This window comes from Rossellomorea orangium, assembly GCF_019334305.1.
Lineage (GTDB): Bacteria > Bacillota > Bacilli > Bacillales > Bacillaceae_B > Rossellomorea.
Map to the genome: position 1 here is coordinate 468914 of NZ_JAHWGH010000018.1, position 17142 is coordinate 486055.

General features: G+C 40.4%; 21 protein-coding genes and 1 riboswitch. Of the genes, 6 read left to right on the top strand and 15 right to left on the bottom strand.

Annotated features, from left to right (window positions below; genetic code table 11):
- Window positions 1-374 precede the first annotated feature (374 nt).
- From KYJ26_RS19525 to KYJ26_RS19535, 3 genes are all read right to left on the bottom strand, one after another.
- Window positions 375-1490, bottom strand: coding sequence for an N-acetyldiaminopimelate deacetylase (locus KYJ26_RS19525; RefSeq protein WP_219169176.1), 1116 nt, complete (start codon window positions 1488-1490; stop codon window positions 375-377).
- A gap of 101 nt (window positions 1491-1591) precedes the next feature.
- The gene (gene dapD / locus KYJ26_RS19530) at window positions 1592-2299 is read right to left on the bottom strand and encodes a 2,3,4,5-tetrahydropyridine-2,6-dicarboxylate N-acetyltransferase (protein ID WP_219169178.1); all 708 of its coding nucleotides are present in this window, start codon (window positions 2297-2299) and stop codon (window positions 1592-1594) included.
- 95 nt (window positions 2300-2394) lie between these two features.
- Window positions 2395-3273 carry a LysR family transcriptional regulator gene (locus KYJ26_RS19535; RefSeq protein ID WP_219169180.1) on the bottom strand — a complete coding sequence of 293 codons (879 nt, stop codon included), beginning with the start codon at window positions 3271-3273 and terminating at the stop codon, window positions 2395-2397.
- A gap of 110 nt (window positions 3274-3383) precedes the next feature.
- Here KYJ26_RS19535 and KYJ26_RS19540 point away from each other — a divergent pair, with 110 nt between their 5' ends.
- Window positions 3384-4109, top strand: a complete 726-nt coding sequence (locus tag KYJ26_RS19540; protein WP_308807576.1) for a sulfite exporter TauE/SafE family protein — start codon at window positions 3384-3386, stop codon at window positions 4107-4109.
- A 73-nt stretch (window positions 4110-4182) separates the two neighbouring features.
- Here the strand turns inward: KYJ26_RS19540 and cbpB are convergent, their stop codons facing one another.
- A complete protein-coding gene (cbpB, locus tag KYJ26_RS19545) occupies window positions 4183-4623 on the bottom strand; it encodes a cyclic-di-AMP-binding protein CbpB (protein ID WP_219169184.1) in 441 nt (146 codons plus the stop codon).
- Window positions 4624-4779: 156 nt separating this feature from the next.
- Entirely contained in the window at window positions 4780-5025 is a 246-nt protein-coding gene (locus KYJ26_RS19550; protein ID WP_034756109.1) for a YkuJ family protein, read from the bottom strand.
- 155 nt (window positions 5026-5180) lie between these two features.
- Between KYJ26_RS19550 and KYJ26_RS19555 the strand changes: the two genes are divergently transcribed.
- Together KYJ26_RS19555 and KYJ26_RS19560 are read left to right on the top strand one after the other, a co-directional pair.
- Window positions 5181-6137: an MBL fold metallo-hydrolase gene (locus KYJ26_RS19555; protein ID WP_219169186.1), complete on the top strand. Its 957-nt coding sequence runs from the start codon at window positions 5181-5183 to the stop codon at window positions 6135-6137.
- Window positions 6134-6370, top strand: a complete 237-nt coding sequence (locus KYJ26_RS19560) for a glutaredoxin domain-containing protein (RefSeq protein WP_219169188.1) — start codon at window positions 6134-6136, stop codon at window positions 6368-6370. Before KYJ26_RS19555 ends, KYJ26_RS19560 begins: the two co-directional genes overlap by 4 nt.
- 76 nt (window positions 6371-6446) lie before the next feature.
- On the opposite strand, the gene KYJ26_RS19565 is transcribed toward KYJ26_RS19560, so the two are convergent.
- From KYJ26_RS19565 to KYJ26_RS19590, 6 genes are all read right to left on the bottom strand, one after another.
- Window positions 6447-6947, bottom strand: coding sequence for a DUF3993 domain-containing protein (locus KYJ26_RS19565; RefSeq protein WP_219169190.1), 501 nt, complete (start codon window positions 6945-6947; stop codon window positions 6447-6449).
- A gap of 214 nt (window positions 6948-7161) precedes the next feature.
- Complete coding sequence (locus KYJ26_RS19570; protein ID WP_257475128.1) at window positions 7162-7401, bottom strand: hypothetical protein; 240 nt, start codon at window positions 7399-7401, stop codon at window positions 7162-7164.
- Between the two features lie 246 nt (window positions 7402-7647).
- A complete protein-coding gene (locus KYJ26_RS19575) occupies window positions 7648-8871 on the bottom strand; it encodes an EAL domain-containing protein (protein WP_219169192.1) in 1224 nt (407 codons plus the stop codon).
- Window positions 8872-9026: 155 nt separating this feature from the next.
- Complete coding sequence (gene fadH, locus KYJ26_RS19580) at window positions 9027-9794, bottom strand: 2,4-dienoyl-CoA reductase (protein WP_219169194.1); 768 nt, start codon at window positions 9792-9794, stop codon at window positions 9027-9029.
- Between the two features lie 131 nt (window positions 9795-9925).
- Window positions 9926-10144: a hypothetical protein gene (locus KYJ26_RS19585; RefSeq protein WP_219169196.1), complete on the bottom strand. Its 219-nt coding sequence runs from the start codon at window positions 10142-10144 to the stop codon at window positions 9926-9928.
- 185 nt (window positions 10145-10329) lie between these two features.
- Window positions 10330-12411, bottom strand: a complete 2082-nt coding sequence (locus KYJ26_RS19590) for a sensor domain-containing protein (protein WP_219169199.1) — start codon at window positions 12409-12411, stop codon at window positions 10330-10332.
- Window positions 12412-12636: 225 nt separating this feature from the next.
- Between KYJ26_RS19590 and KYJ26_RS19595 the strand changes: the two genes are divergently transcribed.
- Complete coding sequence (locus KYJ26_RS19595; RefSeq protein WP_219169202.1) at window positions 12637-12927, top strand: hypothetical protein; 291 nt, start codon at window positions 12637-12639, stop codon at window positions 12925-12927.
- Window positions 12928-13133: 206 nt separating this feature from the next.
- Window positions 13134-13601 (top strand): YkyB family protein, encoded by a 468-nt coding sequence (locus tag KYJ26_RS19600; RefSeq protein ID WP_219169204.1) that lies wholly within the window; start codon window positions 13134-13136, stop codon window positions 13599-13601.
- A gap of 83 nt (window positions 13602-13684) precedes the next feature.
- Here KYJ26_RS19600 and KYJ26_RS19605 read toward each other — a convergent pair whose 3' ends face one another.
- Window positions 13685-14605, bottom strand: coding sequence for a chemotaxis protein (locus KYJ26_RS19605; RefSeq protein ID WP_219169206.1), 921 nt, complete (start codon window positions 14603-14605; stop codon window positions 13685-13687).
- 152 nt (window positions 14606-14757) lie between these two features.
- Here KYJ26_RS19605 and KYJ26_RS19610 point away from each other — a divergent pair, with 152 nt between their 5' ends.
- Window positions 14758-14955: a hypothetical protein gene (locus tag KYJ26_RS19610; RefSeq protein ID WP_219169208.1), complete on the top strand. Its 198-nt coding sequence runs from the start codon at window positions 14758-14760 to the stop codon at window positions 14953-14955.
- Window positions 14956-15007: 52 nt separating this feature from the next.
- Here KYJ26_RS19610 and queE read toward each other — a convergent pair whose 3' ends face one another.
- The 3 genes from queE to queC are packed head-to-tail and all read right to left on the bottom strand — an operon-like array spanning window position 15008 to window position 16823.
- Window positions 15008-15730, bottom strand: a complete 723-nt coding sequence (gene queE / locus KYJ26_RS19615) for a 7-carboxy-7-deazaguanine synthase QueE (RefSeq protein WP_219169210.1) — start codon at window positions 15728-15730, stop codon at window positions 15008-15010.
- Window positions 15727-16161: a 6-carboxytetrahydropterin synthase QueD gene (gene queD, locus KYJ26_RS19620; RefSeq protein ID WP_219169211.1), complete on the bottom strand. Its 435-nt coding sequence runs from the start codon at window positions 16159-16161 to the stop codon at window positions 15727-15729. Before queD ends, queE begins: the two co-directional genes overlap by 4 nt.
- On the bottom strand, window positions 16158-16823 hold the full coding sequence (gene queC, locus KYJ26_RS19625) for a 7-cyano-7-deazaguanine synthase QueC (RefSeq protein ID WP_219169213.1): 666 nt from the start codon (window positions 16821-16823) through the stop codon (window positions 16158-16160). Before queC ends, queD begins: the two co-directional genes overlap by 4 nt.
- 125 nt (window positions 16824-16948) lie before the next feature.
- Window positions 16949-16993: riboswitch (PreQ1 riboswitch) on the bottom strand.
- Window positions 16994-17142 lie beyond the last annotated feature (149 nt).

The following is a 17142-nucleotide window of genomic DNA, read 5'->3' on the forward strand; positions in this document are numbered from 1 at the left end:
TCTCTTGAACATAGACGAAATGAAATAGGAAAAAGTTTCTTTTTTTCTATCTTCTTTTTCCTTTTTCGACCAGTTCTCTCAAGTGTAATATTACACTATCCACACATAATCTCAAGGGCTTTTTTACATAAATAGTATTTTTAGAGTTCTTTTTATGATTTTTTTTGATTATGATCGAATCGAGTGTCGGTTGATTTCCGCTACGATCGACTGACTATGTTGAATTAGGTAGGACAAATGATTACAAAAAAAATCCGAACGATCATTCGAGATTCATTTATGAAAATCGAATTCGTTCGGATTTTTTATTGTTTTTAATATGAACAAATTGTGTGGTTAGAATGTTCCCACCCTTAACGTGGTTCACATTGAGATTATACTGTACTGATATAATCCGTCAGTAGTGTGATGGCAAAGTCGATTGCTTCTTCTTTGGGATTTAATTTGCTATGGTGAAGTCCATAAGGGGAGTCGACACCCAGCCAGAACATAAAACCGGGTATTTCTTCAAGCATGTAACCAAAGTCTTCACCAGTCATAGCCTCTTTACAAATGACAAGGTTTCTGTTCGTTTCCTTTAAAAAAGACATAAAGTGTTTTGTCCAGCCTGGATTGTTGTAAACTTGATGATACATGCTTCCATAATTCACATCAATGTCACAGTCATAGCTGATTTTCATTCCTTCGATCAACGCTTCTAAACGCTTTTTCACGCTTGCCATAGATTGTTTGGAAAGCGTACGGATCGTTCCTTCGAGTCTTGCGGTTTCTGCAATGACATTCTGAACTGTGCCACTTTCCATCTTTCCTACAGTGATGACTGCACTGTCCAAGGGATCGACGTTGCGGGAGACGATTGACTGCATTTGCGTGACAAAGGATGAGGCCACGACAATCATATCCTTCGTTTGATGGGGATAAGCAGCATGCCCGCCTTTTCCTTTAAAGTCAATAAATAATTCAGATGTATTGGCAAAGAGCAGTCCCTCCTTGACGGCAATTGTCCCCACTTCATATTCCGGGGCAATATGTAAGGCAAATATGCAATCGGGCATCCATTCCTTCATGATATCACTTTGAAGCATCGGTTCCGCACCTCCAGGTCCTTCTTCTGCCGGTTGGAAGATGAAAAGGAGATCATCTTCTATCGGATGATCTACAAAATGGGTCAGAACCCCCAATTCAATACTCATGTGAAAGTCATGTCCGCACGCATGCATCCTCCCTTCATGTGTTGAAGGAAAATCCAACCCTGTTTCTTCCTTGATCGGAAGACCATCAATGTCTCCTCTGTAGCCGATCAACTTTGAAGGATTGGTGCCATGAACCTTAATGAAAAGACCTGTTTTCCAGGGTTTGACCTCTAATCTGTCAGCAGGGAGGCCGGATACGTAATCCAATAAGTATTTCTGTGTCTTGTATTCCTTGAATCCAAGTTCCGGAATTCTGTGGAGATCTCTCCTTATCGACTTAAAATCAACGGTTGACATGGGTATCCTCCTATAATGAATTAGATTGTGAAGAAAGGGCGATTACAAGAAAAGAACAGACGTCAGCCGCCCGTTCCCTCTTTGATCTTGATATGGTTGAATTACAGTTGACGCAATTCTTGTTTAATTTCCGTTTTTGATTTGGTCTTGTCATCAATGTCTTTCAGTTTCTTTGCCGGAGTTCCCGCAACAACCGTGTAAGGAGCCACGTCATCAACGACAATCGCACCTGCTGCAACGACAGCCCCTTTTCCGACCGTTACTCCTTCAAGTACTACTGCATTGGCACCAATGACGACATCATCCTCAATGACAACCGGTTTCGCAGATGGCGGTTCGATGACTCCGGCAAGCACAGCGCCCGCTCCAATGTGGCAATTCTTTCCGACTGTTGCACGTCCCCCAAGTACTACATTCATATCGATCATTGTTCCTTCTCCTACAACTGAACCGATATTGATCATCGCACCCATCATGATGACTGCATTGTCACCGATTTCCACCTGGTCACGAATGATGGCACCTGGTTCAATACGTGCTTTCACCCCTTTTAGATCAAGAAGAGGAATCGCAGAATTGCGACGATCATTTTCTACTACGTAGTCTTCGATTTTATCTTTATTTTCTTCAAGGATAGTTGAAAGCTCGCTCCATTCTCCAAAAACCACACCCGAAGTTCCTTGAAGGAAAGTCTGGGATGAGCCGAAATCGATACTGTCCAGATTCCCTTTCACATAAACCTTCACAGGAGTTGATTTTGTACTATTTTGAATAAAAGAAATAATTTCGTTTGCATCCATCATGTTCATAAGAATTCCCTCCGTAATTATGTATAAATTCAGAATTCATTTCTTGAATTACTTTATCAGATTAAAGGGTGGAAGACAACCCATAAACGCAAATCCTATGAGTTTTCATGTATGAATTCGTTTACAACTTCTACAAAGGCTTCCACTTGTCGTAATTGAAAGGCAGATTCGTATCCGAGTAACCAGGTATCACGATGGATAAGTGAATCATGCTCATCGATCAGCGGAATCTTATAAATATCCTCTTCCATACCATCTAACGTGATGGCAGGCAGGATGGCATAGCCGATTCCGTTTAACGTCATCTGCTTACATGTTTCAATTTGATCCACCACGATCGTCCGTTTAGGGGTTGTCTGGAATTGACGATGCCACCAGTCCTGTATTTCCTGATAATAATTGGAGTCACTCTTGAATTGAATAAACGGCCGGTCTGTTTTCATCACCTCATCGATGGTTTGAATCTCTCTATCCACCAAGTACAGCGTGTCTTGGAATAAATGGTGCTTCGGCCCCTTCCAATCCGGAGTCCCCCTAATGATCCCTATATGGACTTCATCTTCATAGATCGCTTTAAGAATTTCACTGCTCCATCCCGTCATTAAAGAGATCTTTGCGTGAGGATAGGTCTCAACAAAGCGTTTAAGTACCTTGGGAAGCCAATTTTGACCCACAATCGATGCGCAGGCAATCTTCAATGTTCCGTGCACCTCAAATTCAAGAGCTTGTATGCGCTCCTTTACACTCTCTTCCTTCTGAAGCATTTCATCTGCCAGTTTCACAACAAGTTCTCCTGCTGGGGTCATGGACAGACCTTTTTGTGAACGGAGAAATAGTTTTGTCCCCCACTCTTTTTCGATCGTCTGCAGTCTTTGGGAGAGAGCAGGTTGAGATACGAATAACCGTTCCGCTGCTTTCCTCATATTCATTTCCTGTGCAAGTACGTGGAGCAGTTGGTATTCCGAGAATGCCATATCCTTCACCTCCATAAGTTTTTCTTATATTATATCTTAACTTATATAAAATTTCATTATTAGTCGGAATGGAATACACTGTGAGTAGATGGAAAAGAGGTGAAGTATCTGTGGAAGTGATTTTATTTTTCACTGGCTTGGTTGTTGCACTTATAGGTACTCTGGCTGGAAGTGGTGGGCTGATAGGCATGCCGGTCATGCTTATTATCGGATTGCCTATTCATACGGCCATTGCGACCGCCAAATTTTCAAATATCATCAGTTCATTTTCGAGCTTTGTGTATTTAGTAAAGGACCGGAAAGTAACGTGGAAGGAATGTTTGCCGATTCTACCTATTGCTCTGGCAGGGGGACTTTCGGGGGCTTTTCTGTCAGATAAGATTCCCCCATCCATGCTTGAATGGATGGCATTCTTCTTCCTTCTCACTGCCTTGTTATTAAGTCTTTTCAAGGGTTTGAAGCCTAAGGAACATATCAAGAATTACCATAAGGCATACGGATATTTGTACGTCATCAGTACGTATGATGGTTTATTCGGACCTGGCCAGGCAACCATGCTTATGTACACTCATTTACTTCATGGTCTGTCTTATTTGAAATCCGTTGCACTTACCCGTTTTCAAACCTTTGTCAGCTGTTTCGCAGCATTCACTGTTTATTTTCATAATGGTCATGTAGAATGGAACGTCGCCATCCCATTTGCATTAGGAGCTCTGCTGGGGGCTCAATTGGCAGTCAGACTGGCATCAAGGCTCTCTTTGAAACATTTACACATCCTTTTAAATGTTTTGACTTTCATCCTCATTCTTCAACTCGGAAAGAACATATTCTTCTGAGTAAGAAAAGCAAAGAGGATGACAACGATGTCACCCTCTTAGTTAGTGAACTTATGTAACTGCTTTAAAGGGTTTAGTCCCTTTTAAACAGCTGTCGTTGAAGCTGCTTTAACACTACTCTCCTTGTCATGATGCCCTCGAAATAGCCATCGTCTGACACCACGCATAAAAATGGGTGATCGACCAATAATTCCAAAGCCTTCTTGAAGTCTGATTGTAAGGAGACAATCGGAAAATCTGCAGTCATGACTTCTTCTACCTTTTTTGCTTCAAGTTTCTCAAATTCAAAGCGTTCGAGGCCAAGTATTGAATCAGTGATTAAACTTGAACTGATCAAGCCCTGAAAACGAAACGTTGGATCGAGGACAGGGATGGCTGAGTAACCACTTTTTGTAAGTAATAGCAACGCATGTTCCAGGGAATTTCCTACCTGCACATGAGCTACCTTCTCAGAAGGAATAATGAAATCCTTAATATTCGTTTCTAATAACTCCTTGCTACTCAATGAAATCATGTATAACCCCTCATTTATAAAAATAAGAATTGTACCGCCCCGTATCTTCCAAAGATGTAGACACTCTACATTTTAACATATTGGAAGAAAAATGTATGCTTTAAGGATCGGTTCAAAGACTAAAAAAGATAACCGATTGGTTACCTTTTGCATGCATTAATCCTGTTGTGCTTCTTGAAGAAGTTCAAATATCTCTATAGCTGTAATGTCTATGTTATCGAAAGGAAAGCTGTTTCCTTTTTCATTCATGACTTCGATTTCAAATGTATCCTGCTTGGGTAAATACTTTACCTCACAGATTTTTTTTCCATTGTATTCGAAGAATCGTTGTTGAGTTTCCCCTTGTTCACCTTGTTCTTGCAATGATTTTAATCTTTGTATAATTCCAAGAAGCTGAGACATAATCACTCTCTCCTTTCCTGATCTAATTCTTGGTCATAGCTTTTGCATTGTACCAGATTCTATCCTGTTAAATCTAATGTTTTGTCCTTTTTCAATCAAATTTCCTTTATAATGAAAGGGTGCAAGTATTCTCTTCCAGGGAAAGGATTGATTCGATGAGTATTTACCGTATAGATTCCCAAATATCATTAGTTGATCTCATGGACTTATCATTAAAGGAACGCACAGGTAGTTATATTTTGAACGAAGAGGCATTGACCGTTATCGAAACATCCGCCAGTCCTTCCATACCTCATCTAAAAAAAGGTCTCTCTAAGTTAAACATTAATCCTGAAGATATTCAATACATAATTTTGACTCACATCCATTTGGATCATGCCGGAGGTGCAGGTCTTTTTCTGAAAGAATGCCCAAATGCAAGGATTATCGTCCACCCAAAAGGAAAGCGTCATTTAATCGATCCTACTCGTTTGATAACAGGCGCTAAAGCGGTTTATGGAGATAAATTTGAAGAACTATTCCATCCGATTGTTCCAATACCTGAAGATCGAATCATTGTAATGGCAAATGAAGAGCAGCTAAGTCTTTCTGAGAGATGTACGTTGACGTTTTATCATACTCCGGGACACGCCAATCATCACATCAGCATATATGATTCCGCTTCAAATGGAATGTTTACAGGTGACACATGTGGAATACAATATACCATTGGTTCGAAGCGTTTTTATTTCCCTTCTACCTCTCCGAATCAATTCGATCCTGAACAGATGAGAAATTCTATCTCAATGTATAGAAGCCTTAACCTCGACCGATTGTATTTCGGTCATTATGGTGTGACGGAAGAAGTATCTTTTGCTCTATCTGAAGTAGAAAAGTGGCTGGATCTATTTATGAAAAAAAGTGAGGGCAAGTACTCCGCACATGTTACAATGGAGGAGAATATAAGAACGATCACTACTCTGTTATTCGAACTGACAAGCAATGAATTGGTTCAAAAAGGAATCGATCCCGACAACCCTGTTTTCCGATTATTGCAGCTTGATATGAATGTTTCGGCAATGGGGATCGTGGATTATTTAAACAAACGACATAAAGGAGATCATTCATCATGAAGGAAGTCACTCTGTATTCACAACCAGAATGCCCACCATGTGAAGTGGTTAAAATGTTTCTGAATGAACATAACGTGAAATATAAAGAACTTAACATAAAGAAAGACGAACAAGCTAGAAAGTATCTTATTACCCAATTGAAGTCCTACTCCACCCCTACGATAACCATCGGTCCTGAGGTCATTACAGGCTTTGATTTGGAAGCACTGACAGCTGCTTTGAACATTGATTAACTGGAGTTACCACAAAAAAGTTGGCCATTAGCCCTGAGATTAATAGCATCAGGGCTAATGGCCAACTTTTACTTTGTTATCTGGATTGAACACCTTCAGGTAAATCATAAGTGATAGATGAAACCTTCCATGCGCCTTCTTCTTCACTTAATACTACAGCTTCAATTCCACTATTGGTTGAATAAGGACCTTCTCCCTGATTCTTTCTTTCTTCATAGACATACCATTTTCCATCTATGTATTCAGCTCTGGTAGATTCATCATACTGAAAAAATGGTATATAATGCGAGGCAAAATCAGATCCGAATGTAATAAAGCCACCGTCTATCTCATATAGATTTTCATCCATAAAGCTTGTTGTAAGTCCCTCTGTAAGGTATTTTGACAGCTTTGTTTCGATCTGCTTTTTCGACTGGGGTTGTTCACCTAATGACACTTGTGTATGAAAGGCGTCTCTTACAAGATTCACTGCATTATTCTTTGTGAACTCTGATGCCTCTGTCTGACTGACTTGTCCAGAAGCCGCTGTAATGAGACCTACTATTAATAATAATAACCATACCTTTTTCTTTTTCACGTGCTTCCCCTCCCTTAATCATTGGATGAAATTATTGTAGCAACGGAAAAATGTCGATTGGGTACCATTCACTCGTTAAATTGTTACAATGACTGACATATTTTTTGGTTTGGTTGTAAATTTCCCCCTGATCATGACGGTTAAACACCCTTTTTGTGGAACATTTAACCAAAAAAAGAATGTTGCATGAATTTCATGCAACATCCCAGGTATATTATGCTAAGTAGCGAATAGACCAATAAATAATGAATAAGGCGATCAGGATGGTCCCTATAAGAATAGACAAAAACACCGGATTGCGAATGTACGGGTGTTCCTTTACAACGTCGGGAATATCTGTGTCAAAATCACCTTTCAACCTCTTCTCCTGACCGGCCAACCTATAGGTATATACAAGAGAATAACCGGCTAGTGCCAACACAATCAAGGCAAGCACAATCATAAATACACTCATTATAGCCCTCCTTACAAAATGTAGTTAAGGATAATTTGTCCTAACAAGTCAGAGCTATACAAGAAAAGCAGAAGGGGCTTGCACTGGGGCGACAATCAAAAGATGAATGGGCCCCGAAGGCGTTCTTTGCCTTCTTGGTCCATTTAGCTTATGACCTCGAGCCTCTAGCCGCCGCAGCTGGACAATCGAAAAGCGCTGGCGGCTTGATCAGAGGTCAAGCGTAAGATGAGTCACCGGGAAACCATGTTAAAAAAGCAAACCGTCCTCTTCAAATAAAAAGTCATATGAGAGATCCATAAAAAGATAATGATCATTTCCAAATGGGTAGGAATATGTGCGGATCGATTCGCCTGAATCGATGTCACTGTAAATATCAGACAATAATCCTTTTTTATTGATCCTCATTCGAATGATATTTTCCAGAAAGTATGGACGCCAGCTCCAATTCTTGCCTTTGTACCTTGGTTCGACCATCCATTTTTGATCGATCTTCACCACATTACTCGTTACCTGGAACCCGTTTTCATCGCATATATACAAACGAAAGCATTTATCAGTAAAATGCATGGCCAGATCAAATAAAAGCTCATCGAACACTTCAGTTTGTTTCTTTAAGATCATCAATGTTTGACTGATTTCTTTATGGAGGACTTCCGCAAATTCATAACCTGCTTCTAGATGCTTCTTTTCATATCGGATATAGTCCTGACATTTTTCTTTGAGCTTTTCCTTTAAGAGATCCGGTTCTAGGAAAGAGTCAGACGGATGCTTTAGATAAAAGCCCTGATAATATCTTCCCCCATTCAGCCAAGCAAACTGAAGCTGATAGTTGATTTCGATGTTCTCGAATAAAAGGGATGCACCAATCTTTCGTGCAAGCATGGATAAACTATATAAAATATCTTTATACACTCTGTTCCCCGCATCATTGCGTAATTGATACAGATCCACTTTTAGAATATCCGGTGAATAGTGGGAGAGCCTATCCAGTTGACCACTGTTACCTCCTATATTATCGATTGCGATCTTGATTCCATATGTTTTGTAATAGAGGAGGAGATGAACCAATTGATCAAAGTCTCCTACAAAGGATTTTTCGGAAAGTTCAATGACAGTCCGATTCAAGTCCAATCCTTTCTTTTCATAATCGAGGAGCAACTCAAGGAAGGACTCACCGTGGTCATGCATAAGTAATCTTGCATCGCGGTTAAGAAATATGTAACCTTCCTGATCCTCTTCCAGAAATTTCTCCAGGGCCATACGGGTGACACGCTCATCCACTTCAATCTTATATTCATCAGGTATCTCTTCATCCCCAAAGAATGGGCCGAGACTTTCAACGGAACCATTCCCTGTATCCATTCTCCCCAGCACTTCGTATCCGATGATTTTATGTTCATCCGCACTGAAGATCGGTTGAAAGTACGGAATCACTTTTTCTATATTGGTTAATATCTCTAATGCATCCATTCGCACTCCCCCACCATCACTCATGTTTTTGCATAATTATAACACATCTATTAAGGGGACCTGTAAAATTTAAAAAGCCTTCCCTGCTCTGCCGCTTAGACATGAGAAGGGAAGGCTTTATCAAGTTGAACTCATAATACTCTTACATTTGATGATTAAAAGGGAAAGGGGTTCAGCCATTGGCCTCCATCCATGGTAATGCATTCACCGTTAATATAGGCTGCTTTTTCCGAGGCGAGGAAAAAGGCAAGACCAGCGATTTCTTCAGGTGTCCCCAAACGTTTTAAAGGGACACTGTCGATGGTTCTTTTGGCTGCTTCGTCTGAAATCCAAAGTTTTTCTGCTCCTCCCGTTCGTTCAATAGGTCCCGGTGCAATCGCATTTGTACGTATACCGTATTTATGTCCCCATTCAACGGCAAGAGTCCTCGTCAATGATAGAACACCTGCTTTGGCAGCTGCCGAATGAGCGACACCTGCCCCGGCATTCCAAGCATATGTGGCAACCATGTTGATGATCGATCCCTTTTGATCATTTTCGATCCAATAGTTACCGACGGCATGTGAACATAGGAAAGTTCCATTTAGAACGATGTCTATGACGGACTTCCATCCATTAGGAGTTAGCTTTTCTACAGGACAAATAAAGTTTCCTGCAGCATTGTTAATAAGCACGTCGATTTTACCGAATTTTTCTGACGTGAACTCGACCATGGCCTTCACATGTTCCTGCTCCCTCACATCCATTTGAAAGACCTCGATATTTCCTTTAAGAGATGAAAACTCTTCTTTCACTGACTGAAGCCGTTCTTCATTCCTCCCTGTGACGACAACACTTGCACCCGATTCCACGAAGTGTTTTGCCATATATTTCCCCATACCATTTGATCCGCCTGTTACAATGACTACTTGCTCTTCTCCCATATGTAATCCCCCTTATTAATGAATGAATACTCACTCATATATTATCATATAAAAAGGTGTTACAACCATCATTACATAAAAAAAGACTGATTTTTAAGAAAATGGCATCTTCTAAAAATCAGTCCAAAAAGCTAACTGTCCGGATTATTCACGATGAGATCATGTAGCTGGGCTAAGGCTTTGATGATCGTCTTATTTCTTTTATATCCTTTTGCTTCAACAGAAACATCATTATATGAAACAACTACCTGACCTAAAGATCGAGGAGATTTAAAGCCGAATACATACACTTTAACCGTTCCTCTTTCGGTAGGGAGAAAGAGGATTTCCATACGTTTTCTCTTTTTCATAATCCCTCTCCTTTGCAGAGCATTCGGAACCTTGATTCATATAAAGAGCTCATACTCCGATATTATATGAATCTTTTACTCTCCTCTTTTTAAAATAAGTCATAGGAATTACTCTGTCAAACATTCAGTAAGAACCTCTGTTGTTCATATATGGTTTAATGTTCATGAAAATCGCTTCTGTTTCATTACATAAGGACAAATTGTTTTTCTTCGATTTCCTTTGCGCCTATCGGCTTACTAAAGAAATAACCTTGGGCCTTCTGGCACTTTGCTTCCTTCAAGAAGTCGACCTGAACCTCCTGCTCGACTCCCTCGGCAATGACTTCAAGTCCCAGACTATGTGCAAGGTGTATGATGGTCGTTGTAATGGCAGAATCCTTCTGGTTCATCCCGATCTCTTTTACGAAGGATTGGTCGATTTTCAAGATATCAATGGGAAAACGTTTCAAATAGTGAAGTGAAGAGTAACCCGTACCAAAGTCGTCCACTGAAATAAACACTCCAAGATCTTTAAGGTTCTTCAGCATTTTTAATGTTTGTTGCGTATCTTGCATTGCTCCCTCCGTAATTTCAATTTCTATGCAGGAAGCAGGTATAGTATACGTTTTCAAATAAAAATCAATCGTTTCTACTAAATGTTCTTGCAGGAATTGCTTTGGAGAAATGTTGATTGCCACTCTCACCGAACTATACCCCTTGTTTCTCCATTTCAACAATTGTATACACACCTGCTCTAAAACCCATTCGCCTATTTGATGAATCAAACCCGTTTCTTCTGCCAATGGGATAAACTGTGATGGTGACACGAATCCAAACTTACGATTATTCCACCGAATCAACGCTTCGAAACTGTCAGTGGTACCTGTCGATAAATTGACCTGTGGCTGATAATGAACGTATAACTCACCTTTCTCTATCGCTTTTCTCAAGTGCGACTCCATAATAATATAATTAGGAAAACTTGACTTCATATGGGTTTGATAAAAACGATAGTGGGCACGTCCTTTTTCCTTCACCTCAAATAGAGCCTGTGCCGCTTTTTGAATCAGGGAATTGGAGTCGTAACCATCAGTAGGGTAACGGCTGATTCCGATAGAAGGCGATATATAGAATTCCTGATTCTCTATTGTAAAAGGATTGAAGAACAATGCCAGTATCTCTTCTGCCTTTGTCTTTGTATCTTCAAAACTACTATTTTTCAATAGGAAGATAAATTCATCTCCTCCTTGCCTGTACAACAAGCACTCTTCATTCGTCAAGGTGCAGAGACGCTCGGTGATCTTTTTAAGAAACCTGTCTCCCTCCTTCAGCCCCAGCGTATCGTTCACAAATTTAAATCGGTCTAAATCGAGGTATAATAAAGAAAGCTCAACTCCTCTTTCTTCCATATTGTGAATGATGAGGGGGATGTGATCATCAAGTGCCTTTCTATTCCATATACCTGTTAGCTGATCATGAAGGGCCATATAATGGATGATTTTACTTTGTTCATGATGAGTGGTCATATCCTTTGCGATGATATAGCATCCGTCACACTTTTCTTGAATGACAATAGGGACCATTTTTAACCTGGTGATCTTTTCTTCTCCCTCTTCACTCACCAGAAGACAATAATCGATAGAAGACGGAACCCCAGATAATGCTTGAAAAAGGGATTCCCCCAAGACTTTACTATTCTGAGGGCTGAATAACTCATAGATATTCATGTTCATTAACTTTTCCTTTGAATATCCGGAAAGTGAGCAGCAGGCTGCATTTGAACCCTTAATGATTCCATGCGAGTCCAATATAAAGATGGCATCGAGATTATGTTCGATGATGGACTGGTATCGCTCCTTCGCTTTCTCTAATTTCATCTTTTCTTCAATTGAAGGGGTTATATCTCTTGTAATCGCAACGACATAACCCACTTGCCCTCTTTCATCCATGATTGGTGTCAGGATGGATTCATTCACTACCTTTTCACCATTCACATTAAAGGAATCCTGATAGCTTATACATTCTCCGGTTTTGACCAGTTGCAAATATCTCTTCTTTAATTCCAATGCCAATTCTCCAGCTATCACTTCCTCCAAAAAAAGCCCCATGTCTTCCTGCTGGATTGACGTATACCTCCTTGCTGATTCATTGACGTATACATATCTGAATTCTTTTCCTTCTTCCACCTTCATAATAAATATCATATCGTGTATATGCTCTAAAATAGTTTCCATCAACACACTGTCATGACCTTGACTGATAATGACGTTACTGTCTGTCCATTCCATGGATTCTTCATCCTTTTGTACTCATATATTTATCTGCAACCTGCATACTGATTCCACTCACGGGTCCATACATTATTTTCCTGCATTCGTGTATAAATGCTTTTTTCTGATTCCTAGTACATGCCGCATACCCTATCCATTCCTCATGCCCAATAAATTTAAGACAGGCGCACAGATTGAACATGAACCATAGACTAAATATAGAGAGAGGAGGTTTTTTCATTTATGTATCGACAATCATATTACCCATATAGAGGCTATCCACCATATAGAGGAGGAGATCAGCGTTTCTTCCCATTCTTTGGATTACCATTTTTAGCAGGTGGATTAGCAGGTTTGGCCATAAGCCCTTTACTGTTCAATAGACCATGCTACGGTCCTGCATGCTACCCGCCTTATCCGCCATACGGAGGATACCCTTATCCTGGAGGATATCCACAACCCTATGGTGTTAACAATTATCAATCCTCACCGTATAATCTTACGGAGAATATCAATATATACCCCGGAAAATAACAACAAGGCTCACCTGAAAATGTAACTTTTACATTATTTAGGTAGAGCCTTAATGACGTCTTCTCTATAAAGTCCACCGCATCTATCACATAAACCCATACAGTCATTTATGCATGTCATTATCCGAAAATGATACCCCGTCCCCTTTCCAATCCCAGGAAAAGAGGGTATAATAGAAATGAGAATATTAGAAAGGAGCAGATATCTTGAGAAACACTAGTAATCCCACCCCTTCTTCCACATCCGTCAGTACCCTCTCTCAAGCTATTTTCACTGTCAACCGTCATGCGAAAACAGCAGGAAACCCAAAATACTTATATTCATTAAAAAAACGTGCCTTAATGAAAATGATCCTGGAAGGTAAGGCGAAGAAAGTTGGGCTTCACTTCTCTAAAAATCCAAGGAATAGTCAGCAACAATCTGATGTCTTAGTTGATTGCGGAGAATACACCTTTCATCTCCCACCAACAAAGGAAGACTTCAAAGAACTTCCACACCTGGGTTCACTCGATGAAAGCTTGAGAAATCCGAAATGCAAAATGGGTTTACAACAGGCTAAAAGAATCCTCGAACAATATACAGGAATGTCCGATCAGAGTGATCAGATACGGAAGAGTGGAAAAAACCAGTATCAAAAGCCTGTATTTAAAAAATTGGGAGATAGCTTCTTTTAATACCCATTGATTTTAGTACTGTAACGCATATATCTTCTAAAGGGTTTTGACTATTGTCAGAACCCTTCTTTTGTTTTAAACAATCATAGGATATAATGATCGATCTTTAGAATTAGCTCTGCGATCTCAGGTTTGCTGATTTGATCCTCAGCCCCGACCATTTCTCCTTTATGTCTTAAATCCTTTGTAATAAGGGATGAGAATATGATGACAGGGAGTGCATGGAGCTTGGGATTCTCTTTGATGCGCTTCGTCAAATGATGACCATCCATCTGCGGCATTTCAATATCAGTCAGTACAAGTTGTACAGAATCTGTGACGTCAACGGACTCCTCACCAAGTGACTCCAGATATTGATAGGCATCCGCCCCATTTTCAAAGAACTCTACGTCGTCATACCCTGCTTCCATTAATGTGTCATTCAAAAGTTTTCGAAGTAAGGGTGAGTCCTCCGCAGCAACAATCTTCTTATTTCTTCTCTCCCGCGGTCCTAATTTCTTTACCTGGTCAACCCGTATTCCTGTCTCAGGATTTATTTCAAGCATAATACTCTCAAAATCCAATAGTAGAATCATCGAGTCATTCCGCTTGATTACACCAATAATTCCTGAATGCCCCCCTGAATACATTTCAGAAGGTTTTTCAATCTGATTCCAGGAAATACGATGAATCTGGGTGACATTATGTACATGAAAGATAACCTTCTGCTGATTGAACTCAGCAACAATGTACTTGGACTTCTCCGTTTCCTCTTCTTCAACACCGAGTACCCTGGCCATATCAACAACCGGCAGTACCTCGCCTCTCAATTGGACGAGTCCCTTGACGTGCGGGTGGGAATGGGGAATCGGTATGACCGTCGTCGGCTGTATAATCTCCTTCACTTTAATCACATTAATACCAAATTTATTGTTTTGAACTTCGAATTCAACAATTTCGAGTTCATTCGTTCCACTTTCAAGAAGTATTCCGTTTGATTGGTTCAATTGTCTTCGCCCTTCCATAATTATTGCCCTCTCTTCTTATATCGAACAATAGCCGACTTTTTTTACATACACTAATAAAAAATGTCGCCACACCCTCTTACAGGACAACGCATTATAAAATCTGAGTAGAATTGACGGGCCAATACATACTAAGAAAAGGAGGTGCTGATATGACTGACCGAAGGGATATCAATAGCAAAAGTCACCCTGATTTCGATGATATAAGCGACCACATAATGCCTGCTCAGAACACTCTTCCCCTTATCGCTCTTGGAAAGAACGAAGAAGGCAAGGATGAACAGGATGAACTTTCTTATATTGAAGGGCAAATGAGCAGGAATCAGGGAAAAGATGGGAGAAGTTCCTAGCATGTCCACAAAAAAAAGCGATTGATTTCAATACTATCAATCGCTTTTTCCCCTATACTCCGCGCTTATTTCCCCATATTAGAGTATGAAGTTGCGGAAGTACCCGTACATTATTTAATTCTTCTCTACTACATACTTTTTCTATGAGTGTTTCATAATCCATGAGCAGTTCGGACACCAGTTTATCTGTGTCTCCTTCCGTTACCGAAGGGTTTCCTGTTTGAATATAAAATGGGACGGAAGGATAGCGATGGTGTATACCTGTTGCATATTCCAAATCCTTTTCATCGAAGACAACCACTTTCAAGCTGAATTGCGAACCATGATCTTGTAACCGATGAATGATTAGGTCAAGCTTTTCGTAGTCGGTATTCATGCCGGAGCTTGGCGGCTTTGGGGAAAGGGTAAGATCGCTAATATCATAAAACCAATCCTGCCAGCGGCTCCCTTGGGTTTCAAGAGCTGTTTCAATTCCATTTTTCTTCAATATGTCGATCAGCGCTTTAAGATTAGCCAACAGAGCTGGATTCCCTCCTGAGATCGTTACATGAGAAAATCGATTTTCTCCAATAACTCTCAGTCTATCCCACACATCTTCAGCTGTCATTAGCTCTATGTCTTCTTTCGCAGATCCATCCCATGTAAAGGCTGAATCACACCAGGCACAGCTATAATCACAGCCGGCAGTCCGGACGAACATTGTTTTTTGCCCGATGACCATCCCTTCACCTTGAATGGTAGGACCGAACACTTCTAGAACCGGTATCTTCTTCATTCCTGTCTCCCCTTTGGTCTGTAAATGACATAGCTGGTAGGAGTCTCTCTTAAAAACACCTGAACACATCGGGGACGGTGAGGAAGTGTGTCCAAATGATCCTGGATGATTTCCCACATAACCTTTGCCACTACTTCAGTTGTAGGAAATTCAGTACCTCTCTCGGGAGAAAATCTTTCATCCTGATTGATGATGGTATGATCAAATCGTTTATGGATCAGTTTTTTGATGTGCTGGAAATTAATAAGGAATCCAGAATCATCGAGTTGATCCCCTCCAATTGTAATATTGGCGAAGTAGGTATGACCATGCACTTCCTGACAACTTCCAGCATCAGCATGCGGAATAAAGTGCGCTGCTGCAAAATGCATATCTTTATTTAATTCAAATTCATAAGGATGATCGGGAGTCGGATAAATCTGTTGGATCATAGACCCTCTCCCCCTTTTTTATCGTTTACATACTCTTCTAATCCCTTTTGTCTAAGTTCACATGCTGGACATTCGCCACAACCGCTGCCCTTCAACCCGTTGTAACACGTAAGGGTATTTTCCTGGATATATTTAAAAGCCCCTAGATCATCTGCCATTTCCCACGTTTCTGCTTTATTGATCCACATAAGGGGTGTATGAATGACAAATTGATCATCCATGGACAGATTGAGAGATACATTCAACGATTTAACAAACATGTCCCTGCAGTCCGGATAGCCGCTAAAATCGGTTTCGCAAACACCTGTCACGATATGTTTCGCACCAATCTGCTTTGCCAGAATCCCTGCAAATGACAAGAATATTAGGTTTCTTCCCGGCACAAAGGTAGAAGGCAATTCCCCTTCTGCCTGTGTGATTTCTTCATCTGCCCTTGTCAATGCACTTGGTGCAAGTTGGTTCAATAAACTCATATCCAATACATGATGAGGCACATTCAGGTCCTCTGCAATCTCGCGTGCACAGTCCAGTTCCGCAACATGTCTCTGACCATAGTTAAATGTCACTGCTTCTACTTCTTTAAATGCTTTCTTTGCCCAAAATAAACACGTTGTACTATCTTGACCTCCGCTGAATACCACTAACGCTTTCTCTGTGTTCATATATGGTTCTCCTTTCTCTTCTACAGGCTCTTTTGCCATGAAAAGAAGAAAGAGATTCTGTAAAACTCTATAATATCGGCAAAAAATTGCCACTAACAAAAAAATAACGACACCTAAGGATGTCGTTTTCCTTAGTTTTTTATAGAGGGTTGTGCTAGAACCTCTCGGGAATCATCAGTTTCCCAATTCTTCTTCTATTGTCCTCAACTAATATAACGTTTTTCCACAAAAAAATCTACATTTTTAAACCAAATTATCTTAACTCATTCAGAGATCAGTTGCAGTATCCCTTATCCCTCCTCATAATGAAAAAGGAATA